Origin of the sequence: Paenibacillus sp. J23TS9, from assembly GCF_018403225.1 — a bacterium.
Lineage (GTDB): Bacteria > Bacillota > Bacilli > Paenibacillales > Paenibacillaceae > Paenibacillus_AQ.
Genome location: NZ_BOSG01000001.1, coordinates 1,259,229 through 1,285,871 on the forward strand (window position 1 = coordinate 1,259,229; position 26,643 = coordinate 1,285,871).

The following is a 26,643-nucleotide window of genomic DNA, read 5'->3' on the forward strand; positions in this document are numbered from 1 at the left end:
CGGCATGACTATCAAGGAAGAGCTCCAGCAGCTTGCGGACCGGATGAATGCAAGACCGGAGCCCATCGAATCACTACATGCGATATATCGGTTCAACATAGGCGATAGCGGCATATTTCAGGTTTCTTTTGAGAACGCCAGAGCGATGGTGTCCGAGGAAGCTGCAGGGGCGGCTGATTGTACCATGACATTGTCAGAAAAGAATTTTCACAAGCTGCTCGAAGACGATTTGAACACAACACTGGCATTTATGACCGGATCGCTAAAGGTCGATGGCAAGATTGGACTCGCGCTGAAGCTTCAGGAAGTATTGAAGCAATACGTATAATCCGAATAAGCAAAAGCCCCGTTTCTCATGGATGAACCGAGAAACGGGGCTTTCTCTTGAATATGAAATAGATTATTAATCCATGATAGCTTCTGCCTCAATCTCAACCATTAACAGCGGGTCGATGAGAGCTTTAACTTCCACCATGGTTGCCACAGGTTGAATCGTTTTGAAGAATTCACCATGAGCCTTCCCAATTTCTTCCCATTTTGAGATATCCGTAACGAACATGCGTGTTCTGACTACGTCGGACATTTCAGCTCCCAATTCACTCAAAGCTTTTTTAATGGTTTGCAGAATGAATTTTGTTTGTTCATAGGGATTTCCAATGCCGATGACCTCTCCGCCCTTGCATAGCGGTTGTTCCAGCGACTTCAATTCTGTTTCCAATACGAATGGCACGGCAATAACCAACTTGGGATTCCCATGGGGAGCCTGTGAATACTTGTTCTCTGATCAAATCAATTCTCCTCCAACATCTCCAGTAGATTATATATTTAGCTTTGTTCATTACAACATATCATTCAAAAGATGTTGCTAGCGTCGGATGGAAGGCTGCTCACATGATCCAAATACGCGCTCACGCGCTGATCGTCCTGATGAGGATATTCATATCCAAAATGCGCCGCAACGAATAAGGCATTCTTGCGGAACAACCGGGTCATGGCGGTTAAGGCTCTCCATACATCTTCATAGCTTCCGTCCGCATAGGTAGAAAGGAGCTCGTTCCAGCTTTCTTCCGTCATATATTTCTGCAGGTACTTGCCATTTTTACCTGTACTCACCGAAAAATCCGTTTGAATGCCAACCTGCCATTCCAGCATTTTGAGCAGCATAGGTCCCATGATCTTTTGCAGGTGATCTTGGGCATAAAGGATTTCCTTTCTCCATAGTCCTTTGGCAACGTACGTAGACACCCACCAAAATTCATTGCAGCAATCTGCAAAGAATTCGGCCGAAGGCCGTTTTACCCAATAATCTTCATCACTAGGCGGGAGAACCTCCGGAAGCAATTGGTCCTTGTCGAGCAAAACAACAGTGAGCTTATCCTCTTGGCAGTATATATCTTTTTCTGCGACAGGTATCAGCATGAGATCGATCCGATTGCCGTCCGTAAAAAGCATTAAATACGTAAAGCGGTCGCCAAGCGTCGGTGGAAATAAACTCATATTTTCCGGCGTTTGCATAATTATCCGCTCTCCAAACACGTCTACCCATCGAGGATCATGAAGAAAAGATTCCATTTCGGAAACAAGATAGACAATATCAAAATCCTGAAATGGATCCACAGGGGCATTTGGATTGGTACGTGAGCCGTTCATGGCAACTGCACGAATTCGATCGTCTTTGTTTGCAACGTTTAGGATTAATTCCATCATTTCTTGCTTTGTTCTCATTTATTTCCCCTTCCTGGTCATTTGGGCAAGGACATCCCACTGCTCATGGGTTACCTGACGCAAGTCGTTAAATTGTCCTGCACCTTGAAGCCATTCACCTCCATCGATCGTGACAACCTCACCATTGATGTATGAGGCATAGTCGGAAACCAAAAAGGCAGCGAGATTCGCAAGCTCTTCTTTGTCCCCAACCCTTTTCATGGGAATCCGGTCCAGCATTTTTTCTTCAAGCTCCGGGGTAGGAGACAGCCGCGACCAAGCACCTTCGGTTGGAAAGGGACCTGGTGCAATGGCCACCTGACGTATGCCGTGCGGAGCCCATTCAACTGCAAGTGAGCGGGTGAGGGCAAGGACTCCGGCTTTTGCAGCCGCAGACGGCACAACATAACCCGATCCGCTGGAGGCATAGGTCGTAACAATATTCAGCATGGTGCCTGTGCGTTTTTGCTCAATCCAGCGTTTTCCTACTTCAAGGGTAGCATAGAAGGTGCCGTGCAGTACTATATTGAGAACTGCGTCCACGGCGCGTGGTGACAGTCTTTCGGTTGGACTGATAAAATTGCCGGCGGCATTGTTGACCAGAATATCGATCGCACCATAATGCTGCTCTACAGCATCCACCAAGGCACTGATTTGAGCGGGATCACGAACATCACATGGCTTGTAGAAGACACTGTAACCGTTTGCAGAAAGCTCATCGGAGGTTTGTTTTAATACTTCTTCCCGGCGGCCGGTAATGGCCAGCTTAGCCCCAAGCTTCACAAACTTCTCGCCCATGGCACGGCCGAGCCCCGTGGCTCCTCCGGTTACTAATACGACTTTGTCCTTTAGCAGATCATTCGAAAATGGCTCCATATAAAGACCTCCCTGATTCGCGACTGGAAATAAATAGAATACATGATTTAACTATAATGGAATTGCTGACACCTGTATAGCATAGTGACTTATATCGTAGAAATGAATTCTTTTCAAGCCGGGATGAGAAACGTACAATAGGTTCAAACCTGATTTTATGCGGTTTATCAGAACTCAAATAGATGCTAAAAATACTACGCGTGATTGCAGAGAGGAATGAACTTAATTTATGCCTGGACTACGTAACAAATGGGGCATTTTACAGGTCGTTAACATGGGAACGCTGATATCCACCCTTGATGTTGGCATTGTGAATGTTTCACTGCCTATTATGGCGCGTCAATTTTCGGTAACGCTTGCACAAATCCAGTGGGTGGCTACCATCTACCTGCTGACGATGGTCATATTGCTTCCTTTTATGGGGAAGCTGTCCGACCGTATGGAACGGCGCAAGGTGTACAGCTACGGTTTTCTGATCTTCGGGATCGGTTCGCTGTGCATCGCTGTTTCACACAGCTTTGTGCTTCTGCTGCTGTCACGGTGCCTCCAGGGTATTGGAGCCACGATGATTATGGCCAACAGTCAGGCCATGGTAAGACAGGCGTTTCCGGATCATGAACGGGGAAGAGCGCTCGGATACAATGCCATCGTCGTCTCGATTGGAACATTATCAGGACCGGCGCTGGGTGGACTGCTGCTTGAAGCCATGGATTGGACATGGCTCTTCTGGATCAATGTGCCGATTTCGCTGGCCGCATGCTGGCTTGGTTTCCGCTTGTTTCCACGAGAGAGCATGTCATCTGCCAGAAGTCCTTTTGATTATGTAGGCACCTTTTTATTAGGAGCGGGAGTCAGTCTGCTCATGCTGGCCTCGGAAGCTGTAAAAGATGGTTCCACCTCGCTCAAAGTGTGGCTGGAGGGAGGGAGCGGCATTCTGCTCCTTTGCGCACTGATTTTTCAGGCGAAAAAAATCGATTACGGCATTATCGACCGTGAACTTTTCCGTCATCGGAAGGTATGGCTCGGCAATTCAAGCTCGTTGATCATTAACCTGGCCCAGACCGCAACGCTGATTCCCATTACATTTTATCTGCAAAGCGAGCTTGGGTTTTCGGCTTGGTGGACAGGGGCTCTATTGATGCTTCAACCGCTGCTGATGGGGATCGTGGCCCCTTTTGCAGGCTGGTTCAGGGATAAGTATGGAGGGAGCTTTCCTATCCATGCCGGCGCGGTGTTATGTTCAGTTTCCATGCTTTTTGTTGTATTCATGCCGTCCATCACGGCCATGAGCGTCGGGCTGCACCTAGCCATTTTCGGCATCGGTACAGGTCTGTTTCATGCGACCAACAACGCCGAAGTCATGAGCGCGGCCCCCGCTGAAAAAAGCAGCCTGGCAGGCAGTTTGCTTGCACTTGTGCGTTATCTCGGTCAAATTGTGGGTATTGGACTTGCCACGCTGTTGGTTGGTACGATGGGAAGTCACTCAATGGCACAAGAAAGCTTTGGAACACCCCTGCGCATACTTTTCGGTATTTGCTGCTTGTTATGCTTGGCCGTAGCAATTGCAGGTCGTTACCTGCCCAAGGGAAAATCTCATAACCATCATCTCTCCGCATCTTAGTGGGATATATCAAGAGCAATTCTTGACTAAGCTTGAACTTTCATTCAACTCAGGCGATAATGAATTGTTACTGACGCTATGATTCACGAAAAGCGATATCAGGTAATATGGCGGAGAACCGACAAAGGAGGAATAAGGATGCCAACTATTCTTGTTGAGGGAAAAGGACCGATTGAAATTGAAGAAGGAAAGAAACTGGTGTTAGCTTTGGAGGATAACGGGGTAGATATCCTACATCGCTGCGGAGGGAATGCAAGATGTACAACCTGCCGCGTGGAAATTCTCGAAGGTGATGCCGGACCTATGGGCGAAGCAGAAGCGGAGATACTGGAGAAGAAAGGATTTACGGAGCCAAACGTTCGTTTATCCTGTCAGATTCGCGTACATATGGATCTATCGGTAAAGCCGATCATGACCGTGTCCGAGACAGGTATGGATGCGGGAAAGAGACCCGAAGAATAAAGCATGTATTCATAAGAAAAAAAGCGGCGGCCACTCATTCAATGAGAAGGCTCCCGCTTTTTTAATTCTAATTTATTTCAATTGCCATCGTGCTGGAGCATTTGGCACTCCCAATTTTGTCTGGTGATATATTATTTCCCTCTGGCATAATTGGTTATGCGAAATGTTGTCATATATTTCATCATTACCTCATAGTCTATCAATAATATTGCTGGTAACTTTAGAAGTATCTTATTTCAGCAGCCAAAGTGCAGGTACGTTCGATGGCTCCCAACCAACGAGGGACGTATGCGGCTGGCGGCATTCATAAGTTGCACCATTATAAGAGACGAGGGTACCTGTTGTGTAAGCAACATTTGGTGCCCAAGGAGCGGCTGCCGGAGCTGATGCGGTAGTCGCCGTTACTGCGTTGCTGTTTGCGGATTCATTGCCCGCTGCATCAATGGCGCGGACCGTAAACGTAAAGGATGTGTTTGCTGTCAAACCGGAAGCCGTATAGCTGAGCGTGGTTCCAGATACGGTTCCGGCAAGTGCAGATCCTTTGTACACTCGGTAGCCTGTAACACCTACATTATCTGTAGCCGCACTCCAGGATAAGGAGATCGAGGAGGAGGTAGGCGTACCGCTTACTTGAAGACCCGCCGGGGCGGAAGGTGCCGTCGTATCGGTTGGAGGAAGAGAGGTCGTAACGAATGTTACCGCATTGCTTGCAGATGAAGTATTACCTGCTGCGTCAACTGCCTTCACGGTGAATGTGTAGGAAGTATTGGCAGTGAGACCCGTTACATTATAACTGAGCGTGGAACCGCCAGTTGTCGTTACTAACGTTGAGCCATTGTAAACTTTATATCCCGTAACACCAACATTATCGGTTGATGCTCCCCAGGAGAGAGAGGCGCCAGTGCTCGAAACGTTAGAAGCTACCAGACCGGTCGGTGCCGTTGGAGCGGTAGTATCCGAAGGATTACCCCCGCCTCCGCCAAAGTCAACGTCAATCACATTATAGAAAGCGTTGGCTGTATCGGCAATCTCCCAAACAGCGAGGATTACTTGATAGCCAGTTCTGCTAGGAACAGTGCAAGTATCAGAGTAGGTTGCTGGCGGCTGGCCCGTATAATTCACCGAACAAAATGGAGTAAGGTCAAAAGAATCACGGGTGAGTGCGGTATTCGGGTTCCAGTTTTGCTTGGTAATGTAATACTTCCAGCTTGTAGTGGAATGTCTGGCTGTCAAATTCCAAGTGAAGGTGTTCGTACCCGGAGACATGTTCACTTTCGACCAGCGGGTGGAAGTCTGCTCGTCCATTGTTGGGAAAGCACCGTTCGCGCTGGCGATTTTACCATCAGCAGGTCCAGCCGCCGGGAAGCCTTTTGGAGCTTCAAGACTCTGCGGCTCATACACGATGGATCCGCAGTTGGAATTAACGCCCGTTTTACATAGATAAGCGCGGCTGCCTGGTGATTGAACATAGCCGTGAGCAGATGCTCGGTCGGCAATAAGAAGCATTAAGGCTGCCATAAATAAAAGCATAGCACCGGCAATAAACCATTTCATAAGCCTGTGATTTGGTAAACGAAGTGTAGTCATACTAAAACCTCCTCCAATTTTTTTAAAAAAGTGAACAGCCGTAAACATTCATCCGACAGGACCGATCGCAACACCTCCCTTATAGATGTTTCCTACATGAAGGAACCACTGGCCGACCAGCAATTTTCGCGAGACTTCTCGTTGTTCATGCTATATAAACTCGAATTGAGCTTATATAATTACCAATAAAAGCGTTTACAAATTGTCTGTTAACAACGATGAAATCCAAGACCGAACGTTGGAAGACAGCGATAGACGTAACTTTAGTGATAGATGAATGTCGTTTGAATTTCACAAATTGATCTATAAATAGTAAAAAATAGTATTGATAATATAAAAATAACCGATAATTTCCAGTTCTTCAATTATACTAATCAACGATTTTCGATAGTAAATGACGATTTTATGTCATAGATCTATTCAGATAGATTTTAGCTCATTCCATGATTTACAAGAAAACGTTTTATTTTCATAATAAAATAGAGAAAGAACACCACCTTGGGTAGATATCCTGCAACTTATGATTTTACTAGCGAAAATCGATAAATTGAGGAGGATTACAGTTCATGACTGAACCCAGAAACTTAAAGAAATTGATTGCAGAAATGACACTCGAAGAGAAAGCAGAACTCTGCGGCGGCGCTGATTTTTGGCATACGAAAGGCGTAGAGCGCTTGGGAATTCCAGCAATCCGGGTGGCCGATGGTCCTCATGGACTGCGTGTACAGAAACAGGCGGATGATCATCTCGGCATATACATGAGTGAGCCCTCAACCTGTTTTCCAACGGCTGCTGGCACAGCTAGCTCCTGGAATGTCGAACTTCTTCGGGAAATGGGTGCTGCTTTGGGTGAAGAGTGCCAGGCAGCAGAGGTAGGCATATTGCTTGGTCCAGGAGTCAATATCAAACGTTCACCCCTATGCGGAAGGAATTTCGAATACTACTCTGAGGATCCGTATCTCTCATCCCGCTTGGCTGCTGCCTTCATTGAAGTTGTGCAGAGCCAGGGGGTTGGTACATCACTGAAGCATTTTGCTGTAAATAACCAGGAGCACCGGCGGATGACAGTTAATGCCGTATTAGACGAGCGGACGCTGCGCGAAATCTATTTGGCCAGCTTTGAAGGCGCTGTTAAACAAGCCAAGCCTTGGACCGTTATGTGTTCCTATAACAAAGTTAACGGGGAATATGCCTCTGAGAATAAGTATCTTCTCACAGATATCCTAAAAGAGGAGTGGGGGCACGAAGGTTTCGTCGTATCCGACTGGGGTGCAACAAATGAGCGGGTTAAGGGTCTTGCTGCAGGTCTTGAACTCGAAATGCCTTTTGACGCGGGTTCGGCGAGGATCATGGAAAGTGTGCAGAAGGGAGAATTATCCGAGGAAGTGCTCGACCAATCACTTGAACGCTTGTTAGCTGTTGTGTTCAAGGCTTACGACAGCAAGAAGGCGGATGCCATGTATGATAGAGATGCACATCATCAGCTGGCAAGAAAGGTAGCTCATGAAAGCATGGTATTACTTAAAAATGAGGATCACATCCTGCCTCTTCCTAAAAAAGGGAAAATTGCTGTCGTAGGTGAACTTGCTGTTTCGCCCAGATTTCAGGGTGGAGGCAGCTCCCATGTCAATCCGAATAAAATAGACGATATATTGAGTGAGCTGGCCAAGGCAGCGGGAGAAGCGGAAATCATTTTCTCGCAGGGCTATAAGCTGGCAGAAGATGCGGTGGATCCTCCAATGTCCCTGGAAGCCGTGGAGGCAGCTCAAAAAGCCGATTCGGTACTCATATTTGCAGGTTTGCCCGAACGCTATGAGTCAGAAGGGTATGACCGGACACATCTTTCCATCCCTGCTAACCAGTTGTCTCTGATTCAGGAAATTGCCGCGGTCCAGCCTAATGTGGTAGTGGTTCTGAGCAATGGCTCGCCGGTTGAGTTGCCTTGGTTGGATCAGGCTAAGGGCGTACTGGAATGCTATCTCGGCGGTCAGGCACTTGGCAGTGCGGCGGCAGACTTGATTTTTGGCGACGTAAACCCGAGCGGGAAGCTTGCGGAATCTTTTCCGAAAAAGCTCGAGCATAATCCGTCTCATCCATACTTTCCTGGAGAAGGCGATAGTGTTGAATACCGGGAGGGCCTTTTTGTCGGCTACCGCTATTATGATTCGAAAGCCATTGAGCCGCTTTTCCCATTTGGGCATGGTCTCAGCTATACAAGCTTTGAATATTCGAATCTGACGGTTGACCGATATGACATGCTGGATACGGATACACTTACAGTCCGACTGATGGTATGCAATACAGGCAGCCGGGCCGGAAAGGAAGTCGTCCAGCTGTATGTTCGGGACGTACAGAGCCAAGTGATTCGTCCGGTACAAGAGTTGAAAGGATTCGCCAAAGTCGAACTGCAGCCAGGGGAGCAAAAAATGGTATCCTTCACGCTGGGTAAACGCGCCTTTGCTTACTACAATACAGAATTAAGAGATTGGCATGTGGAGACAGGTGAATTTCAGATTATCGCTGCCAGATCTTCCAGAGATGCAGGGAAATCGTTGACCGTACATGTCACTTCCACCACAACAATAAAAAAGACATTTACTCGGAATTCGACGATTGGAGATATCCTGGCAGACCCGGTAGCCAGAGCGATTGTTGAGCCGTTATTGAAGCAAAATGCGGGCGTTCAAGAGGATGACAGTGATGCGGCACATGTTTCAATGGCCATGATGATGGACGCACCGGTGCGAGTGGTAGTAGCATTCAGTCAAGGTGCAGTATCCGAGGAAATGGTTGAAGCTCTTCTGAACCGGATTAATGAGCAAAACCAAAGCAGTTAACAACATATATATTATGTAAACTTCTTAAAGATTAGTTAGTTAATCAGATAAAATAATACATCAAAATGATGAGGTACAATATGAAAGCATGGAACAGATCTGCACTTCTTATTTTTGGCATCGGGTTTTCCAATCTTGGAAACTGGATTTATTTTGTAGCTATTAACCTTCTTATCATTAATCTGACAGGTTCAGCAGCTGCGGTAGCCGGGTTTTTTATTGTAAAGCCAGTCGCCATGCTGCTGACCAATCTGTGGTCCGGCAGCATCATTGACCGCGTAAATATCCGCAAGCTGATGATCGGCGTTGACATCATCCGGGGTTTGCTGATCGCGCTCATTCCGTGGTTGCCGTCCATTTGGATGATTTATGCGGTCACTTTTATGGTCAGCGTGGTGGGTTCCTTTTTCGGTCCGGCTTCCAATGTATACATCACCAAGCTGGTTCCCAATAGCAGCCGTCAACGGTTTAATTCCATTATGAGTATGACCAATTCGGGAGCCTTTTTGCTTGGCCCGGCAATCTCGGGATTGCTGATTAATCTGACGAATACGACTTTCAGCATTCTTTTTAATGCAGCAAGCTTTCTGGTATGCGCGTTCTTTATTTACCTGCTGCCCGATGTGCATGAAGCACGACAAGCTAAAAGTGAACCCGTGCATCTCCGCACCCTATTGGAAGACTGGCGCATCGTATTGCGGTTTGCCAAAGCGTCCACCTATTTCACTAGTATCTTCTTACTCATTCAGGTGGCCATGCTGATTGGTTTTTCGATTGACTCCCAGGAAGCTACATACATCAAGATGCATTTGAAATTATCGGAACAGGACTATGGCAATTTACTAAGTTTAACGGGTGTCGGCTCATTGGCAGGCTCATTGATAGCAACGATATTGTCGAAAAGAATGTCCTACCGCTTGTTTATCAGTGCAGGTCTTTCGATTACTGCTGTGTGTTATTTGTGGTTTTATGCATCGGCCGGCTTTTACTCGGCTACGGCAGCCTTCATGGTACTTGGCTTTTCCATGTCCTTTGCCAGCTCGGGGTATGCAACCTTCTTCCAGCGGCATGTGCCTTCGTCCATCATGGGGCGGTTTGGGAGCTTGTCCGATATGACCCAAAGCATCATTACCATTGTACTGACTTTGGCAGTCGGTGTTCTATCGGAGCTTTTTTCCGTCCAGCTGGTATGCAGTATAGCGGCGGGAATAGGAATTGCCGTATGCGTTGTACTGTTCGCCAAGACATTCTCAGCTTCAGGAACCCGCTTTTTCCGGGCGAAAGAAGACGAGATGCTTGCTCGCAAAAGCGCGGATATAGGTGCATAATTTAATAAAATATAGTTAGCATAAACCGTCCATCAGAGAACCGTTTTTCATTTTTGAAAAGCGGTTTTTATGGTTTTTTGGCTGCAAAGCTTCATTCATTTTCTGACAGACTTCTGCAGAAACTTGTTCATCCGCTTTTTTCGAGCTATAATATACCAGTGTATTTATAAGACCGAGAATAGAATCAATAGCGAAAGAGAGCGGAAACGTATGGGTCGTAAATGGAATAATATCAAGGAAAAGAAAGCTTCGAAAGATGCAAATACAAGCCGTGTATATGCCAAGTTTGGACGTGAAATCTACGTAGTGGCCAAGCAAGGCGAGCCGGATCCAGAATCCAACCGCGCTTTGAAGGTAGTTCTTGAACGCGCCAAAACGTACAATGTACCGAAAGCTATTATTGACCGTGCATTGGAAAAAGCGAGAGGCAACTCGGATGAAGTGTATGATGAGCTTCGTTACGAAGGCTTCGGACCAAACGGTTCGATGGTTATTGTGGATGCACTGACCAACAACGTGAACCGTACGGCTTCTGAAGTGCGTTCCACATTCAGCAAAAATGGCGGTAACCTTGGAGTCAGCGGCTCTGTAGCCTATATGTTTGATCAAACAGCAGTTATCGGCGTTGAAGGTAAAACAGCAGATGAAGTGCTGGAACTGATGATGGAAGCGGACGTTGACGTGCGTGACATCGTGGAAGAAGATGAAGCGGTTATCGTATATGCTGAGCCGGATCAATTCCAGGCGGTTCAAGATGCCTTCAAAACGATAGGTATTACTGAGTTTACCGTTGCGGAACTGACTATGCTGGCACAAAATTATCTCACCATTCCAGAAGAGGCTCAAGCACAATTCGATAAATTGATCGATACGCTGGAGGATTTGGAAGATGTTCAACAGGTTTACCACAACGTTGAATTTGAAGACTGATTGAACGCTTGTATTGAACTGATCTAAAAAGGAGCTGCCGACCGCAGTTCCTTTTTTGCTATGGTATGGACGAATCTCACATATTTCTATGTAAAATATATACATAATTATGATATGATCAGGCGGAGAGCTTTTTTTGGCGCCAAACAAACCAAAAGAGAGGAGAGGGTAGCCTTGGCGAAGTTGAAAGACATTGCGGAGCGGGTTGGAGTATCTATATCAACCGTTTCCCGTGCCATCAGCAATGATATGAACCGTCCAGTCAATGAAGAAACAAAACGTAAAATTCGAGAAGCGGCTTTTGAGCTTGGATACCGTATTCACGAGGAGCGCAGCAATGAACGCATGCCGGGGAGCACTCCTATGCATATAGCCTGTGTGATACCGCAGAAGCTGAGCGAGAACCATCCATATTTTACGGAGGTGCTCGCAGGATTTCATGATCGAATGAATGAACTTGGTCATCCTCCGGCAATAGTGCGTACGGCGGATGAAGTAAGCGATTCCGATCGCATCAAGACGCTCATTAAGGAAGCCGGAATACAAGGAGTCGTCGTCATCAGCTGGTATGATCAGGAGCTGATTGAGCTGCTGGAGAAAGAAAGCATTACTGTGCTTGGCGTAAGCCTGAATGATGAAAGGTTATCGGTGCCCGTCGTGGATTGCGACCGAATTCTCTCGGCAAGAACAGCAGTCCAGCATCTGGTTGAACAGGGCCACCGCCGGATTGGTTATATCGGAGGCCCTGCTTACTCAAGTAAGATGGATAACGACGAACGATTTGTCGGATACAAATTCGCTATGATGGAAGCCGGTCTGAGTTTGCCGGAGGAGTGGATCATCAATACCAATTGGAATGTCGATTGGAGCTACAATATGCTCACGGAGCTTCTCACCAGTCAACCGAGAAGCGAATGGCCTACGGCCATTTTTTGCGCGAGCGATATGCTTGCCATTCCTGCTATGCGTGCAGTAGTGGAACAACATGGTCTGATTCCACAAGATATTGCATTTGTCGGCATGGATGATATCTCCTTCGCGCAATACACCAATCCACCATTAACTTCCGTGCATGTTCCAAAGTACGAAATCGGTAAGGTTGCAGCCCAATTTATGATTGATTACCTGAATGGAGACTACCCCGCACTCCCAAAAATTCTTTTGCCAAGCCGTTTGGTTATTCGGGAGTCTTCCAGTTATAAAAGGCCTGAATAATAGGAATCGGCATTTGCAACACGAATGTAATTATATGTTATATATTATTACATAATTTACTCTATAGCAATACAGATGAACCTGAAACCGTTATCGGTGTCAGGTTTTTTCACTTGTATTCATTTAAAATTTCAGATGATGATCCAAACTATGCCAAAATAATGTTTGACAATCCAAATATTCCTATATTATGATGATAAAAATTAAATCGAATTGGTATAGATATCCAAACATTTGGTATATGTTTAACAACCTCCTTATTTTTCAGATGACAAATTGGTTGCGCTTACAACCTTTTGTTGTCAATAACATATCCGTTTTAAGAACTCAATTCCAATCCATTACACATCAATATACCCAACCTCTAATCACACCAACTTACGCAGCCTGTTAGCTCGATTTATCCAAATTAAAGCCCAATACATTAAGCTGTATTTCACTCTTGGTGTTATCAGTCTTTACAACTCTGCTGTCATGAACCCTTACATATATCTATTCAGCGGTTTCAGGACAAACCATTGTTTTTACGCTGAAAGGAGGAAAATCATTTAAGTTATTTTTCAAAATTGAATGAATACGCATCCAAGCCTAATCCAAGGAGGGGATCATGTGGCCAATGCCAAGATATCTGCGATTGCAGGGGCAACGCCGGAGGCCAAGCGAGACTCCAAGCTAAAATGGAGCCGCATTGCGCGTAACTGGCAGTTATACTTGCTTATTTTTCCGGTCGTAGCTTATTACATTCTATTTCACTATGTGCCTATGTATGGTATTCAAATTGCCTTCAAGGACTTTATCGCCACCAAAGGGATCACGGGTAGTCCATGGATCGGCACGGAGCACTTCGAGCGTTTTTTTCACAGCTATTTCTTCTGGCGGCTTATTAAAAACACGCTGGGACTGGGACTCTATAGCCTTGCCTTAGGGTTTCCGATCCCGATCCTGCTGGCGCTCCTAATGAATGAGGCCAAATCGGCCAAATTCAAAAAGTTCGTTCAAACCGTTACTTATGCGCCGCATTTTTTATCTACGGTTGTGGTTGTCGGCATGATGATGATTTTTTTGTCTCCACGCTATGGGATCGCGAATCATTTCATCACCATGTTCGGTGGTCATCCGATCAATTTCATGGCGGAACCGGCCTGGTTCAAATCTCTGTACGTGTTCTCTGATGTATGGCAGACGATGGGCTGGAGCTCGATTATCTATTTGGCTGCACTGGCTGGGGTGGATCATCAACTCCATGAAGCGGCCCGTGTGGATGGAGCCGGCAGACTGCGGCGGATATGGCATATTAACCTCCCGGGTATTCGACCGACGATCATCATACTGCTCATTCTGAACATTGGCAGCATCATGGGGATCGGCTTTGAAAAAGTGCTCCTGATGCAAAACAACCTGAACATGGATACATCCGATATTATCGCAACCTATGTGTACCGTGCAGGTATACAGGGTGCTGAATACAGCTTCTCTGCTGCTATTGGATTATTCAACTCGGTAATCAATTTTATTTTACTGATAAGTGTTAACTGGGCTTCAAAACGCATGAGCGAAACCAGTCTGTGGTGAGGAGGAAGAGATATGCTTTTGGAATCCCGTGGAGACCGTATTTTTAATGTTATGATCTATATCGTGCTAAGTCTTGTTACGGTCATTGTGCTGTACCCTTTGGTCTTCGTCTTGAGCGCTTCCTTTAGCGACCCGCAGACGGTTCTGCGCGGAGAGATGCTCCTCTGGCCGAAGGGAATCAATCTTAATTCTTACGTGAAGATTTTTCAAAATCATGATATTTTGACTGGCTATTCCAATACGCTCCTATACACCTCAATTGGTACGCTGATCAACCTGACTATGACCATCTTGGGGGCATATCCACTCTCAAGGAAGGATTTTGTGGGCCGGAATGCGATTATGGCTTTGTTCGTCTTTACGATGTTCTTCGGAGGCGGATTGATCCCGACCTACCTGCTTATTAAGGATCTGGGGATGCTGAATTCATTCTGGGTCATGATCATCCCCAATGCCGTATCGATTTACAACATCATCATCATGCGTACCTTCTTTCAGCAGTCGATTCCTTATGAATTGCAGGAGGCGGCAACGATAGATGGCTGTTCCAATATCCAGATTTTGTCCCGCATCATTCTACCGCTGTCCATGCCGATTATCGCGGTGATGATCCTCTTTTATGCCGTAAGTCATTGGAATGCTTTCTTTAACGCTCTGTTGTACCTATCGGATAAGAACAAATTCCCGCTTCAGTTGATATTGCGTGAAATTCTGATACAGGGTCAAACGAGCGATATGGTCAAAATGTCGACGGAGTCCGCGATCAAGCAGCAGCGGGAAGTCGAGGGTATCAAATACGCCGTGCTGGTCGTGGCCAATATTCCGGTGCTGATCCTGTATCCATTCCTGCAAAGATATTTTGTCAAAGGCGTGATGATTGGTGCCATCAAAGGGTAACCCCTTGGTTGGATAAATGATGAGGAAAAGGGAGGAACACAAGATGAAGGGTAACAAAAGGGGGAAAATACTGCTCGCTTGTATGGTCACCATTACCGTTCTGGCGGGCTGCAGCTCTACGAAATCGGCTGACTCGGGAGGTGGCAAGGCGCAGGATGCATCGGAGGCCAAAATCAATCCAACCGGTTTTCCGATTATGAATGAGAGCACGACAGTGAGCGGCTTTGCGGCCAAATTTTTTGCCAATGCAGACTGGAACAATATCAGGCTGTGGAATGATTACGAAAAGAAGACGAATATCCATGTGAAGTGGGATACCGTACAAACGGAAACGTTAAAGGAAAAACGGAATTTGCTGCTCGCTGGCAATGATTATCCGGAAATGTTTTATGCTTCGGCGTTTTCAAGGTCCGATCTGCTAAAGTACGGCAAACAGGGAGCGTTCCTTCCATTGAATGATCTCATAGACAAGTATGCGCCTAACTTTAAAGCCATGATGGACAAATACCCGATTATAGCCAAGGGTATCACCATGCCGGACGGGAATATATATGGCCTGCCGACCATTTATGATCCGGAGTTCAAATCCGTTCTGTATGGTACGCCTTGGGTGAAGCAAGAATGGCTGGATAAGCTCGGACTGAAGCAGCCGGAGACGCTTGATGATTTTTATAACATGCTGAAAGCATTTAAGGAAAAAGATCCGAACGGCAACAATCAGAAGGATGAAATTGCTTGGGGTGCTGTCGGTACATCGGGGATCGTCAATTATCTGAGAGGCTCATTTGGATTGAACAATCATGGTACATCCAATATCAATGTGGATACGGATCCTGAGACGGGCAAGCTGCGCTTTATTCCTTCCGACCCGCGCTATAAAGAGCTGCTGCAATTTGTGAATAAGCTCTACAAGGATGGACTGATTGAACAGGATATCGTATCGGTCAAAAGTACAGAAGTGGATTCCAAAGGAGTGCAAGGACTTCTAGGTGTGTCTGACAGCGTAGATCCGGTAGCTATTTATAACCAGAAGGGCTATGTAGGACTGTCCGTATTAAAAGGTCCGCATGGCGATCAGCAGTTTAGCGCCTATGGATCCCCGCTTGGTAACATTGGCATGTTCGTACTGACGGATAAGGCAAAACATCCGGAAGCGATGATGCGTTGGGTGGACTATTTCTATAGCGATGAAGGTATCAAACAGTTTTTCATGGGCTGGAAGGATGAAACCTATACGGAGGATGCAAGAGGGAACGTTGATTATACGGATGAAATTAAGAACAACCCGAAAGGTCTTACCCTGGACCAAGCCGTTGGACAGTATCTCATTTGGCCAGGCGGTTACTACCCGGGCTTTGTCAAACAGAAATTCTTTAAAGGTGCGGAAGGCATGCCTACTTCTGTAGAGAACGCCAAGAAAGCCGAGCCTTATGTCCTGTCGCAGGATCAAATCTGGCCGCCGTTTAACTTTACGCAGGATGAACAAAGTGAGCTGACAACGATTCAGACCGACATTGACGCCTATGTGCTGGAAATGAAGGATAAATTCATTACAGGCAACGAGTCGTTTGATAACTGGGACAAATATGTGGCTGCGCTCGAAAAAATGGGTGTAGAGCGATACAAGGCCATCTATCAATCCGCCGCAGAACGTTATGCCAAGCCATAAGTAGAGAATCAAACGAATATATCGTTAAAATCGCAAATAAAGCATGAAGCACGAGTCTCGCAATCTACCGAAGCACCCGTGTAAGGATTTTCAATCTATCTATGGTAGGGGAGAACGAACATGAACCAACTTACAGCTGTTTTAATCGGAGCGGGATCGAGAGGCGCGGGAGGTTATGCCAGATACGCGCTGGATTATCCGCATGAGCTTACATTTGTTGCGGTAGCAGAGGCTGATCCGCTTCGCCGGGCAGGTTTTGCCGAAAAGCATGACATTCCGCCCGAGCGATGTTATGAATCCTGGGAGCCGCTGCTCCAGGAGCCCCGGCTTGCTGATATAGCCATCATTTGTACGCAGGATCAAATGCATTACGGTCCCGCTATGCTGGCTCTTCATCAGAAATACCATGTAATGCTGGAAAAGCCGATGTCACCCTCACCTGAAGAATGTCTGGATATGGAGCGAACTGCCAGTGAACAGGACCGTCTGCTCACGATCTGTCACGTGCTCAGGTATACACCTTTTTGGAGCATGATCAAAAAGGTGATCCAGGAAGGCCGGATTGGTGAAATTGTCTCCATCCAGTTGAATGAGAATGTAGGGTACTGGCATATTGCTCATAGTTTTGTGCGCGGAAACTGGAATAATTCGAATACTTCAAGTCCTATGATTCTGTCCAAATCCTGTCATGACATGGATGTGCTCTCCTGGCTCATGGACCGACCATGCCTTCGGGTCAGCTCATTTGGATCCCTGAAATATTTTCATGAAGGGAGTGCACCGGAGGGTTCGGGAGACCGTTGCCTGGAATGTGCCGTAGAACCAACATGTGCTTACTCTGCTCCCCGTTTTTATCTTAGTGATCAATACAAGGGATGGGCTGGGCATTTTACACCGGAGCTTACAAGGTCTAATATCATCAAAGGTTTACAGGAAACGGACTATGGGCGTTGTGTATTCCGAAGTGACAATAATGTTGTAGACCATCAGGTGGTAAACATGGAGTTTGAAGGCGGGGCTACAGCGATGTTCAGTATGTGCGGATTTACCTATGAACAGGAAAGAAGAATACAGATCATGGGTACCCAGGGCGAGCTGCGCGGAGAAGAGGATCATATTACGCTATATGATTTTTTGACCCAGCAGAAAACAACCATTGAGATTCCGTCCCAATCCAGCGGACATGGGGGCGGAGACAGCGGGATCGTCCGGGATTTCCTGAACCAGGTACGCGGTTATAACGGTCAGGAGAGCTTAACGTCTGCTTCGGCTTCAGTGCGCAGCCATATGATTGCGTTTGCTGCAGAAACCTCGCGTTTGAATGGCGGGCAAGCGATTGTGCTGAATGATTACATGAGTAAATTGATATCTGCTGAGTCTGTTCCTAGCGACTGAAGCAAGTCTCCTCATTAAAGTTAAAAAAGATCTGTCTCCTCCCGGTATGGGAAGGAAGCAGATCTTTTTAACTTTAATCTAATCCAAAACATTCATGGAGGCGATATGATCTCTCGTTTCGCTGGTGCCCAGAGTATAGAGCGTCTGGTAAATTTGCTTTAGATCGCGCTCATATAAGTCATTGTCGTTGTCATAGTGCTCAGGTATACCGGGGTAATGCATACGAAAGTAAGTTTCCATATCAAAGTGATACATGGAATTGAACAAATCGCGGAGCGGTTTGATTTCTTCCGGTGTAGCTTCAATGACAAGCTCGTATGCAGCTTCATCTTGTCGTTCCATAATAGTTCTGGATTGTACGGATACATAATATCTCTTCTTATCCAAGACAAACACTCCTAACGATTTAAGTTAGCCCCTTTACCTCCAGGTACCACCAGACCAGTCCTCCGATGATTACAAGAATAGGGAAGGCCAGATAGAGGATAACGATGGGATTAGCCGCTATCGGATGTTTGGCGACCGTAGGATTGATATGATCGAACCTTTGCTTTTGTTGTTTACGCATGATGGACACGGACATGTATAGTGAGATTGCGCAGGCGATTACAGCAATAGCGATCAATACTGTATACATCAAGTTGATTTTCTCCCCTGTCATCTGTCATCGTTTTGATTAATTCATATGGTTTACCGAAAAGATAAAATTATTCAAATCCGGCGGTGTCTTATCCGGTATTGACTTGGAGAAATGCCAAAGAAGTCATTGAAGTGCCTGGAAAATGGATGAATCGAGGAATACTTGAGCTTTTCGGCAATGGCTGTGACGCTTAAGTCCGTCTCCCGGATCATATTCGCGGCCCGTTTCATGACAAGCTCATGGTGGTAGGCTTTCGGCGTGAGTCCTGTTTCCCTTAGAAACAGCTCATGAAAATATGTCCGTTTCAATCCACAATAATCTGACCATGTCTCAATCGATTGTCCCTGCTCCGGATGATTATTCAAATAATCAAGCAGACGGAGAATGCGGAAATCACTTGGCTGTTTAACATGAAGCGCATTAAACCAGGAGAGGATCCAGACATACATGAAGCTGTTAGCCGTTTCACTTTGATAATATTTGAAATCACTGATGGATCGGGTCATCATCATAAAGGTATCTAATAACTGCGGATGATCTCGCAAACTAAACACGCTGGGCAGCTGCTTTAGTTCGTCACATTCCTGTTCTTCGGACATAAGATCAAAGCTGAATTCATGAGGCGCATAGATGAAAGAACGGTTCAAAGAAGCGGGATGCTGGTTATCCCATAGATCAAAATAGATATTTAGCGATGGAAGGGGATGTTTAGGTGAAATACGAAAAGCATGCGGCTGAGTGGGACGAAGAAAAACAAGCGTGAACCGCTCAATCGGATACATCATTCCTTCGATCTCCATCTCCCCTGGACCATCCAAAAATAAATGCATCGCATATACACTCCCGGCTCTTAGTTGCTCGTTAGAACTTCCATCATATAGATAATGCATGAAATCACCCACATGGGGTGTAATATCGGATAATTTTCTCATGTTTTGTGGCTCCTTATAATTGTTCTCATTATGTTCGTATATTTGATAAAGCGGATGAATTGATAAATCATTGAACACTTCGACAAATACTTAAATCCTTATCCATGATACGATATTTTCATCAATCGGGGAAACTCGGTCTGAATTTAGCGAATAAATCTGCAAATTGAACAGGAGTGGATAATCAGAATGAACCAGAATGAATTAGTACAAAGACAACAGTGGTTTGTTAATCAGAGATTTGGGATGTTTATTCATTTTAACAGCGCGACGTTTCAGTTCGCCGATACCGAAATGGAAGATTGGGAATATGGACATGAAAATAATAACGAACCCCGCAGATACATATTTGAACCTAAAGATTGGAACCCGGCAGAGCTGGACTGTGCACAGTGGGCTCGGGCTGCCAAATCGGCAGGGATGAAGTTCGCAGCTATGACAGCAAAGCATCATGAAGGATTTGATTTGTGGCCAAGCAAGTATACGGATCATTGCGTTAAGAATGCCACCGATCAAAGAGATGTCGTACAGGAGTATCTGACTGCTTTTCGAAATGAAGGAATTGAAGCGGGATTGTATTTCTCCATGCTGGATCTGCATCATCAGATCAACCGGAAAAAGTGCACTCCTGAAGACAAGGAGTTCATCAAAAATCAATTAGAAGAACTACTGACAAGTTACGGTGACATTCCGTTTCTTATTATTGACGGTTGGAATGCGCATTGGGGCGGTCCGAATTATGATGATCTCCCTTTTGAGGAAATCGATGAATGGGTGAAGAAGCTGCAGCCCGGATGTTTGCTCATGAATATCAGCTGTGAAACCAATTTGAACCACACAGATATTGTTTTTTATGAAAATGCGGCCGGACAGGAAGTAGATGAGACTTTCACCGGTCCAGGTGCAAGCTGCAATATTTTAACGAAAACCTGGTTTTGGCGAACGACGGACACGACGATGGAATTGAGAACGGCTGATTGGGTAATGGATAAAATTCATGATTCGAATAAGCATAATGTATCGTTTTTATTGAATGGAGCGCCCAATCAGCGAGGTCTGTTAGACAAAAATGTTTTGGAACGCTTTAAAGAAGTCGGGTCGAGATACGTACAGGCTCCTGAACTCACGGAGATTCCTGAGGGCTGGATGTATAGAGCTTAACGGCAAATCGTAGATAAACGTATAAAGACTTCTCTACCGTTGCATGAATGGTTGAGAAGTCTTTTTCGTACCTATTTATCATCGGAAAACTCGATTAAATAAAATATAGGACGTATTATATATTGATTATTGATCTTATATGACGTATTATACAGGAATAAATCATTGCAACGGAGAGGAGGAAATCATTATTAAGCTGACTTCCCGTCAATTGGAAATTTTGGATATCATCAAGAAGCATGCTCCAATAACGAGCGAACAAATCGCTGAAATGCTGAATTTAACCCGTCCAACCATCAGGTCCGATCTGTCTATCCTGGTTAGTCTGGATTATATCGACGCTAAACCTAAAGTCGGATATTTTCCAGGAACCCGAAGAATAACGGAAGATGAGAATAAGCAGAATCTGTTTGATATGAAGGTTGGCGATATTCACGGTGTTCCTGTCATTGTCCGCGAAACGACAACAATACATGATGCGGTGGTGACCTTGTTTCTGGAAAATGTAGGCCATCTCATTGTCACCGATGAAGAAGGGAAGCTCGTAGGGATTGTATCGCGTAAAGATATGCTAAAGGTGACACTCGGCAATGCCGCTGCATCCGCCATGCCAGTGAGCTTTATCATGACACGGAGAGCTAATGTTGTGACTGTATCTCCTGAGGACTCTGTTATGGAGGCAGCGCGAAAGATTATTACGCATCAGATCGACAGCCTGCCGGTCGTGGTACCTGTGTCCTCCGGGCAGGATGGGGACGTTAATGTGGTTGGACGGATTTCCAAAACCAATATCATCAGAAAATTACTTGAAATGCTCGCAGAGGATTAGTGGGAGGAATGGGATGAAACAGGCGTCAACTCGTGTTATAGCCATTTGCTCGGATGCGATCGGCGAGACTGCAGAAGCAGTGGCCTTGGCGACCCTTCGACAGTTTGAGCTAACCAACACAGAAATCAAACGAATCATGAACGTTCGGCATGAAGACGAGATTACACGGTTAATGGAGGAAGTATCCAGCCGTGGAGGCATGGTGATTTACACCATCGTTCAACCGGAACTTAGAGAAGCCATAAAGGAAGAATCTATTCGGCTTCATGTCCGCACCGTCGATATCATGGGCCCAATGATGCAGGCTGTGATAGACACATTTAACGATACTCCAAAACGGTTACCGGGACTCCTTCACAGACTAGATGAAGACTATTTCCGCAGAATCGAAGCCGTTGAATTTGCAGTCAACAACGATGACGGCAAGGATGTCGGCGCTGTTCTTAAAGCGGATATTATTCTGCTTGGCGTATCGCGGGTGTCGAAAACACCGTTATCGATATTTCTCGCTCATAAAGGGAAGAAGGTCGTTAACTATCCTGTTGTACCAGAACTGACACCACCTGCCCAATTACGGGAAGTTTACAACGGCAAAATATTCGGATTGACGATCGATGCGCAGCAGTTGGTTAAAATCCGTTCCGAGCGTCTCAAGGCTTTGGGACTTCCGGTGGATGTCCACTATGCCTCGTTAGTTCGAGTACAGGATGAACTGAAATATGCGCAATCATTATACGATTCTTTAGGGTGCCCTGTCATAGATGTGACAGATAAGGCCATTGAAGAAACCGCAGGACTTATTATGCAGCATTTTTAAAGATGGAGAACATGGAGGGAAAAGAGAAATGGAACATCATATAGCTTTGGAGTTGGTACGTATTACGGAGAAAGCCGCAATCGATTCGGCCCGCTGGACGGGAAGAGGCGATAAGAACAGCGCAGATAACGCAGCAACCACGGCAATCCGGAGTAAATTGAACTCCGTTGCTATAGATGGAACTGTCGTTATTGGAGAGGGTGAAATGGATGAAGCTCCAATGCTGTATATCGGGGAAAAAGTAGGCAATCGCCTTGGTCCTAAAATCGATATCGCGGTAGATCCGCTGGAAGGCACTGAAACGGTGGCTAGCGGGTTAAATAATGCCATTTCGGTTATTGCAGCAGCTCCGGAAGGGAATTTATTGCATGCTCCTGACATCTACATGGAGAAGCTGGCTGTCGGGCCAACGCTTGCCGGTCATTTATCTCTAAACGATCCCATTGAAACGACCCTTGCCAAAGCCTCAAGCATTTTGAATAAGCCTTTTTCGGATATGACAGTATCAATTCTGGATCGGGAACGTCACCGTGAGATCATTGCTGCACTTCGAGCTGCCGGGGTCCGGATCAAGCTCTTAAGTCACGGAGATGTCATGGGTGCCATTGAAGCAGCAACCGAAAGCGAAGTCGATATGTATATTGGCTCTGGAGGCGCTCCTGAAGGTGTTCTTGCCGCTGCAGCCCTGAAATGTCTGGGTGGCGAAATGCAGGGACGCCTGCTGCCGGATGGTATTGAAGAAGTGAAGCGCTGCAAACGAATGGGAATATCTGATCCAAGCCAGCTGCTGAGTATGGAAGACATGGTAGGCCGTGAAAGCGTGCTGTTCGTGGCAACAGGCGTAACTCCTGGGGATCTCCTTAATGGAGTGCGTTACCTGCCGAATCAGAAAGCAGAGACCCATTCCGTTATCATGCATTCTGAGAACCAAACGATCAGCTTCCTGCGGACCATTCATAAAATGCCTATTCCGCAAGAGATTTTAACTGAAGCTGCGATGTAACGAACTCATTATAATGAAGAGAAGTATGAAACAGGTTACACTGTTCGTGCTTCTTTTTTATTTTGAGGAGACTTGCCCAATCATAAAATGATGATAGAGCCGGTTCAAATACTAATATTAAATGTGATTAAATAATGGAAAGGAGAGGGCTGTTAATTTAAATCGCCGAATGTAGATAACGTAAATAATGTTATGTTAACTAAAATTGATTATGTTCATCTTTTCCTATGTACCAGTTAAGGTTCAATGACAACTGATCATCATGAGAGTAAACTTTGGATAAAAGCGCTAAGGGTATACGGAAGATAATTCAAATAGAAAAAGAGGCCTAAACTGAAAAAAATCTAATATATGAGAATTAAACTTTATGGATTGTTCAATATTTCACATAATTAATGATAAATTGGGAAAGATTATAGATACAAGTTAATGCAATATAAACTGGATGTAGATAATGAAATTGGATAGAAAAATAGATCATGTAATCATCAGAAATCCATTGAATTTAGAAATGTATTGAATAAAATCCAGTTCTGGAAGCTTATTATAAAAGTTAATCAAGTTAGGATGAATTATTAGATATTGATTATTAAGATCAGTGATAACTGATAACTGATAACTGATAATTCTAAAGATCCAATACTAAATGATGAACAGCCAACATGAACAACCAACATGAACAACTTGACTAGAACGAAATAAATTAACTTAATAATAACAATGGATAATAATAATGAAGAAAAAAAGATTAAGAACAAAGGAAATAGCAAAGTATAAAGAAAAGCTATAACAGGTAAAAAATGTATGATGAATGAGTAATTTAAGCTAAATGTTATTAGCCTTATTGGTTTTCTTTAAGACATAAACACAAAACTCGTATTTTGTACATATGTTATAAATGTTGTATACCTCTTTTGTACACATGGTTTCTAATGGATTGTTGTCGGAGGACAAGAACATGTACCGTACCTTTAAAGGACAAGAACTTGTACCCTTTGCCGTCCTTTTGGATTTCTTCCATCATCGTTTTAAACAAAAAATAAAAAACCCGGGATTAATCATTAACAGTGTTAGACGAAGGTGCTTTGAGTTACCCCTGAATGTCTATTTCTCTTAAAAAGATCTCTGTGTCTTTAAGTGTCTTATTATACGGTTCGTTATTTAAGTTTCCGTAATTAAAAAATCCATGCCCTAGTCCTTCAAATGTTATTAATCTAGAAATATTGCCTTTAGATCTCATTTTGCTTGTAAAATCTATTACATCCTCTATTGGAATGTTCCTATCCTCTGTACCATGAAAAAATAGGCTTGGTGGTAATCCCCCTCTTACAGCTTCTGTTGGACAAGCAAGGAGTAATTGTTCCTTTATATCAGAAAACAAGTTAATGAGCAAATCGGAATTCACGCCACCATTAAAAATTATCATGGCATTTGGTTCAGGACTTACAAGCATATTATCCTGTTGATTATTAAATTGTTCAATCATTGCTGAACATAAACACAAGTATCCACCAGCCGATGCTCCCACTGCAATTATTTTGTTTGGATCTACCTCCAGTGCCAAATCCAATTAAGAAGGTTATCAATACAACTAAAAATTTTTTCATTTTCATTTCACCTCATTTTTCACTTATCTGCCCGTTAGTTAAGAAAAGGCAGTCGAACAAAAAAGTCGGCTGCCTTCGAATTTCTTTATTCAACTATCGTCTCCCGTTAGCTTAATAAAATACTCTGCTGTAATTTTGGGATTAACCCTTTGTAATTCATAAAACAATCTCTTATCGAAACAATTGCATAATAAGAAGAGGGTTCTAATTCAACTAATAAACATTCATCATAAATATAGCTAATAATAAATTCCTTTTGAGGCTGAATCCCTTTTTCTATAAGCAAACTCGCTAGATCTGCATAAATTTGCTGTCCTATTTCATCAACAGACCTTTCTACTGAAAAACCCCCAGCCATGCTGCGCCACCACACTATAAAGGAACGATATATTTCGTTATATTCATTTAATGTATTTTGATCTTGAGCAAATAATCCTTGATATATTATGTTTTTCTCATCTTCCAGGAAGTTTATGGGATGTTCAGCAATTCGTTTTGATACTACATTCCATAACTCTCTGTAATGCATTTCAAAGTCTTCTCGAAACTCAATATTTGATGTTATGTAAGGGAATTTCATTTCGTTACTACTCCGATTTCGATTCAGGAAGATATTTTGGACATAAATCAAAAAATTCAATGAAATAGGTGCTTCTGATTTCATTAGCAACGTACTTTTCATTAATATTCCTCCTAATTAGCTTTGAAGTATAACACTTCCCTCCCATTCTAACACTAGGGGATTCATCTGAAAGACAATGTAATATATCTAAAGAACTCATAATTAATGGTTGGGTCGAAAGAACAGTAATCGCTGCTGCCCTTACTTTATATGAAGGGTGGTATAACAACTTTTGCACAATACTTGCTGCTTCATTAGGTGCTTTTTCAGGTAAAAAAGATAAAAGTATATCAGTAACATTGTGATCAAAGCAGCTGATTTTTTCTATTTTTTCTTCTAAAGAACGTTCTCTCCAATGTTTCCACTGTAAATACATAGAACTCTGAATGTCAGCGTCAGTAATTTGATGAAAATCAAACATGAAAACACTTGAGGATGCAAGCCCAGCCTTAAATTCTACCCATTCTTCATTCCATTCGGAGCTGGAAACCAGTGCTATTTTGACTTGTTCAGCTGTCAAGTCGGGTTTTACTTGCAATAAACATGCTGCCAATCCTAGAACTATGGGAGCCGCATAAGATGTCCCCCATTGTCGAGCATAATTTGGAGGAAGATTGTCGTGCATCACTGTATAATGATTTAATCGTTCTTCTTCTGACTTAAATGGGAACGGCAAAACAACATTCATTGCTGGAGCCAAAATATCAGGATTCCATTTTCCATCAAACGTAAATCCCTTACAACCTGGAATAGGAGTAGCAATTTCATTTTTTCCACTTTCAGGTATAGCAACGCCTCCAACAGATAAAATGGAGGGTGAAATGATAGAACTACTAGTAAGTTCATTATTGTTTCCGGATGCCACTACAACCAATATTCCCTTGTGAACTAACTCCTCACATAAAATACGAAGAGGATCTGCTTGCCAAGGAAGAAGTC

Annotated in this window: 24 protein-coding genes and 1 pseudogene; 15 read left to right on the top strand and 10 right to left on the bottom strand. The window is 44.5% G+C overall.

Annotation, left to right across the window (positions count from 1 at the left end):
• Positions 1–4: 4 nt before the first annotated feature.
• Positions 5–328, top strand: coding sequence for an SCP2 sterol-binding domain-containing protein (locus tag KJS65_RS06090; RefSeq protein WP_213649016.1), 324 nt, complete (start codon positions 5–7; stop codon positions 326–328).
• A 75-nt stretch (positions 329–403) separates the two neighbouring features.
• Here KJS65_RS06090 and KJS65_RS06095 read toward each other — a convergent pair.
• The 3 genes and pseudogenes from KJS65_RS06095 to KJS65_RS06105 all read right to left on the bottom strand — a co-directional run bounded on the left by KJS65_RS06095 (position 404) and on the right by KJS65_RS06105 (position 2,580).
• Positions 404–788: pseudogene (locus KJS65_RS06095) on the bottom strand (RidA family protein).
• A gap of 64 nt (positions 789–852) precedes the next feature.
• Positions 853–1,725, bottom strand: coding sequence for an aminoglycoside 6-adenylyltransferase (locus tag KJS65_RS06100; protein WP_136605767.1), 873 nt, complete (start codon positions 1,723–1,725; stop codon positions 853–855).
• Entirely contained in the window at positions 1,726–2,580 is an 855-nt protein-coding gene (locus KJS65_RS06105; protein ID WP_136605766.1) for an SDR family oxidoreductase, read from the bottom strand.
• Between the two features lie 229 nt (positions 2,581–2,809).
• Between KJS65_RS06105 and KJS65_RS06110 the strand changes: the two genes are divergently transcribed.
• Together KJS65_RS06110 and KJS65_RS06115 are read left to right on the top strand one after the other, a co-directional pair.
• Positions 2,810–4,201, top strand: a complete 1,392-nt coding sequence (locus KJS65_RS06110) for an MFS transporter (RefSeq protein WP_213649017.1) — start codon at positions 2,810–2,812, stop codon at positions 4,199–4,201.
• A 138-nt stretch (positions 4,202–4,339) separates the two neighbouring features.
• Positions 4,340–4,663, top strand: a complete 324-nt coding sequence (locus KJS65_RS06115; protein WP_213649018.1) for a 2Fe-2S iron-sulfur cluster-binding protein — start codon at positions 4,340–4,342, stop codon at positions 4,661–4,663.
• Between the two features lie 231 nt (positions 4,664–4,894).
• Here the strand turns inward: KJS65_RS06115 and KJS65_RS06120 are convergent, their stop codons facing one another.
• Positions 4,895–6,250: a lytic polysaccharide monooxygenase gene (locus tag KJS65_RS06120; protein WP_213649019.1), complete on the bottom strand. Its 1,356-nt coding sequence runs from the start codon at positions 6,248–6,250 to the stop codon at positions 4,895–4,897.
• A 566-nt stretch (positions 6,251–6,816) separates the two neighbouring features.
• Between KJS65_RS06120 and KJS65_RS06125 the strand changes: the two genes are divergently transcribed.
• The 8 genes from KJS65_RS06125 to KJS65_RS06160 all read left to right on the top strand — a co-directional run bounded on the left by KJS65_RS06125 (position 6,817) and on the right by KJS65_RS06160 (position 18,093).
• Positions 6,817–9,087 (top strand): glycoside hydrolase family 3 C-terminal domain-containing protein, encoded by a 2,271-nt coding sequence (locus KJS65_RS06125; protein ID WP_213649020.1) that lies wholly within the window; start codon positions 6,817–6,819, stop codon positions 9,085–9,087.
• Positions 9,088–9,167: 80 nt separating this feature from the next.
• Positions 9,168–10,415 (top strand): MFS transporter, encoded by a 1,248-nt coding sequence (locus KJS65_RS06130; protein ID WP_213649021.1) that lies wholly within the window; start codon positions 9,168–9,170, stop codon positions 10,413–10,415.
• Positions 10,416–10,625: 210 nt separating this feature from the next.
• Complete coding sequence (locus tag KJS65_RS06135) at positions 10,626–11,345, top strand: YebC/PmpR family DNA-binding transcriptional regulator (RefSeq protein WP_213649022.1); 720 nt, start codon at positions 10,626–10,628, stop codon at positions 11,343–11,345.
• Between the two features lie 174 nt (positions 11,346–11,519).
• On the top strand, positions 11,520–12,560 hold the full coding sequence (locus KJS65_RS06140; protein ID WP_213649023.1) for a LacI family DNA-binding transcriptional regulator: 1,041 nt from the start codon (positions 11,520–11,522) through the stop codon (positions 12,558–12,560).
• Between the two features lie 609 nt (positions 12,561–13,169).
• Positions 13,170–14,132: an ABC transporter permease gene (locus KJS65_RS06145; protein ID WP_374706137.1), complete on the top strand. Its 963-nt coding sequence runs from the start codon at positions 13,170–13,172 to the stop codon at positions 14,130–14,132.
• Between the two features lie 12 nt (positions 14,133–14,144).
• A complete protein-coding gene (locus tag KJS65_RS06150) occupies positions 14,145–15,029 on the top strand; it encodes a carbohydrate ABC transporter permease (RefSeq protein ID WP_213649025.1) in 885 nt (294 codons plus the stop codon).
• A 43-nt stretch (positions 15,030–15,072) separates the two neighbouring features.
• A complete protein-coding gene (locus tag KJS65_RS06155) occupies positions 15,073–16,698 on the top strand; it encodes an extracellular solute-binding protein (RefSeq protein WP_213649026.1) in 1,626 nt (541 codons plus the stop codon).
• Positions 16,699–16,818: 120 nt separating this feature from the next.
• Positions 16,819–18,093, top strand: coding sequence for a Gfo/Idh/MocA family protein (locus KJS65_RS06160; RefSeq protein WP_213649027.1), 1,275 nt, complete (start codon positions 16,819–16,821; stop codon positions 18,091–18,093).
• 78 nt (positions 18,094–18,171) lie between these two features.
• Here the strand turns inward: KJS65_RS06160 and KJS65_RS06165 are convergent, their stop codons facing one another.
• The 3 genes from KJS65_RS06165 to KJS65_RS06175 all read right to left on the bottom strand — a co-directional run bounded on the left by KJS65_RS06165 (position 18,172) and on the right by KJS65_RS06175 (position 19,665).
• Positions 18,172–18,489: a hypothetical protein gene (locus KJS65_RS06165; RefSeq protein ID WP_244864399.1), complete on the bottom strand. Its 318-nt coding sequence runs from the start codon at positions 18,487–18,489 to the stop codon at positions 18,172–18,174.
• Positions 18,490–18,499: 10 nt separating this feature from the next.
• The gene (locus tag KJS65_RS06170) at positions 18,500–18,733 is read right to left on the bottom strand and encodes a hypothetical protein (protein WP_213649029.1); all 234 of its coding nucleotides are present in this window, start codon (positions 18,731–18,733) and stop codon (positions 18,500–18,502) included.
• 71 nt (positions 18,734–18,804) lie between these two features.
• Positions 18,805–19,665: an AraC family transcriptional regulator gene (locus KJS65_RS06175; RefSeq protein ID WP_213649030.1), complete on the bottom strand. Its 861-nt coding sequence runs from the start codon at positions 19,663–19,665 to the stop codon at positions 18,805–18,807.
• Between the two features lie 189 nt (positions 19,666–19,854).
• Here KJS65_RS06175 and KJS65_RS06180 point away from each other — a divergent pair, with 189 nt between their 5' ends.
• The 4 genes from KJS65_RS06180 to glpX all read left to right on the top strand — a co-directional run bounded on the left by KJS65_RS06180 (position 19,855) and on the right by glpX (position 23,475).
• On the top strand, positions 19,855–20,826 hold the full coding sequence (locus KJS65_RS06180; RefSeq protein ID WP_213649031.1) for an alpha-L-fucosidase: 972 nt from the start codon (positions 19,855–19,857) through the stop codon (positions 20,824–20,826).
• A gap of 139 nt (positions 20,827–20,965) precedes the next feature.
• A complete protein-coding gene (locus KJS65_RS06185) occupies positions 20,966–21,655 on the top strand; it encodes a helix-turn-helix transcriptional regulator (RefSeq protein WP_213649032.1) in 690 nt (229 codons plus the stop codon).
• Positions 21,656–21,668: 13 nt separating this feature from the next.
• Positions 21,669–22,472: a pyruvate, water dikinase regulatory protein gene (locus KJS65_RS06190; protein ID WP_213649033.1), complete on the top strand. Its 804-nt coding sequence runs from the start codon at positions 21,669–21,671 to the stop codon at positions 22,470–22,472.
• A gap of 28 nt (positions 22,473–22,500) precedes the next feature.
• Positions 22,501–23,475, top strand: coding sequence for a class II fructose-bisphosphatase (gene glpX, locus KJS65_RS06195; protein ID WP_213649034.1), 975 nt, complete (start codon positions 22,501–22,503; stop codon positions 23,473–23,475).
• A gap of 1,090 nt (positions 23,476–24,565) precedes the next feature.
• Here the strand turns inward: glpX and KJS65_RS06200 are convergent.
• The 3 genes from KJS65_RS06200 to KJS65_RS29710 form a co-directional block, all read right to left on the bottom strand.
• Positions 24,566–25,045 carry an alpha/beta hydrolase gene (locus KJS65_RS06200; RefSeq protein ID WP_213649035.1) on the bottom strand — a complete coding sequence of 160 codons (480 nt, stop codon included), beginning with the start codon at positions 25,043–25,045 and terminating at the stop codon, positions 24,566–24,568.
• Between the two features lie 143 nt (positions 25,046–25,188).
• On the bottom strand, positions 25,189–25,662 hold the full coding sequence (locus KJS65_RS06205) for a hypothetical protein (protein WP_244864400.1): 474 nt from the start codon (positions 25,660–25,662) through the stop codon (positions 25,189–25,191).
• A 7-nt stretch (positions 25,663–25,669) separates the two neighbouring features.
• Entirely contained in the window at positions 25,670–26,611 is a 942-nt protein-coding gene (locus KJS65_RS29710) for a S8 family serine peptidase (RefSeq protein WP_280531324.1), read from the bottom strand.
• Positions 26,612–26,643: the final 32 nt, after the last annotated feature.

Coding starts and splice junctions, on each gene's coding strand:
- KJS65_RS06090 (WP_213649016.1), top strand. CDS start 5: ATGACTATCAAGGAAGAGCTCCAGCAGCTTGCGGACCGGATGAATGCA.
- KJS65_RS06100 (WP_136605767.1), bottom strand. CDS start 1,725: ATGAGAACAAAGCAAGAAATGATGGAATTAATCCTAAACGTTGCAAAC.
- KJS65_RS06105 (WP_136605766.1), bottom strand. CDS start 2,580: ATGGAGCCATTTTCGAATGATCTGCTAAAGGACAAAGTCGTATTAGTA.
- KJS65_RS06110 (WP_213649017.1), top strand. CDS start 2,810: ATGCCTGGACTACGTAACAAATGGGGCATTTTACAGGTCGTTAACATG.
- KJS65_RS06115 (WP_213649018.1), top strand. CDS start 4,340: ATGCCAACTATTCTTGTTGAGGGAAAAGGACCGATTGAAATTGAAGAA.
- KJS65_RS06120 (WP_213649019.1), bottom strand. CDS start 6,250: ATGACTACACTTCGTTTACCAAATCACAGGCTTATGAAATGGTTTATT.
- KJS65_RS06125 (WP_213649020.1), top strand. CDS start 6,817: ATGACTGAACCCAGAAACTTAAAGAAATTGATTGCAGAAATGACACTC.
- KJS65_RS06130 (WP_213649021.1), top strand. CDS start 9,168: ATGAAAGCATGGAACAGATCTGCACTTCTTATTTTTGGCATCGGGTTT.
- KJS65_RS06135 (WP_213649022.1), top strand. CDS start 10,626: ATGGGTCGTAAATGGAATAATATCAAGGAAAAGAAAGCTTCGAAAGAT.
- KJS65_RS06150 (WP_213649025.1), top strand. CDS start 14,145: ATGCTTTTGGAATCCCGTGGAGACCGTATTTTTAATGTTATGATCTAT.
- KJS65_RS06155 (WP_213649026.1), top strand. CDS start 15,073: ATGAAGGGTAACAAAAGGGGGAAAATACTGCTCGCTTGTATGGTCACC.
- KJS65_RS06160 (WP_213649027.1), top strand. CDS start 16,819: ATGAACCAACTTACAGCTGTTTTAATCGGAGCGGGATCGAGAGGCGCG.
- KJS65_RS06175 (WP_213649030.1), bottom strand. CDS start 19,665: ATGAGAAAATTATCCGATATTACACCCCATGTGGGTGATTTCATGCAT.
- KJS65_RS06180 (WP_213649031.1), top strand. CDS start 19,855: ATGAACCAGAATGAATTAGTACAAAGACAACAGTGGTTTGTTAATCAG.
- KJS65_RS06185 (WP_213649032.1), top strand. CDS start 20,966: ATGACGTATTATACAGGAATAAATCATTGCAACGGAGAGGAGGAAATC.
- KJS65_RS06190 (WP_213649033.1), top strand. CDS start 21,669: ATGAAACAGGCGTCAACTCGTGTTATAGCCATTTGCTCGGATGCGATC.
- glpX (WP_213649034.1), top strand. CDS start 22,501: ATGGAACATCATATAGCTTTGGAGTTGGTACGTATTACGGAGAAAGCC.
- KJS65_RS06205 (WP_244864400.1), bottom strand. CDS start 25,662: ATGAAATTCCCTTACATAACATCAAATATTGAGTTTCGAGAAGACTTT.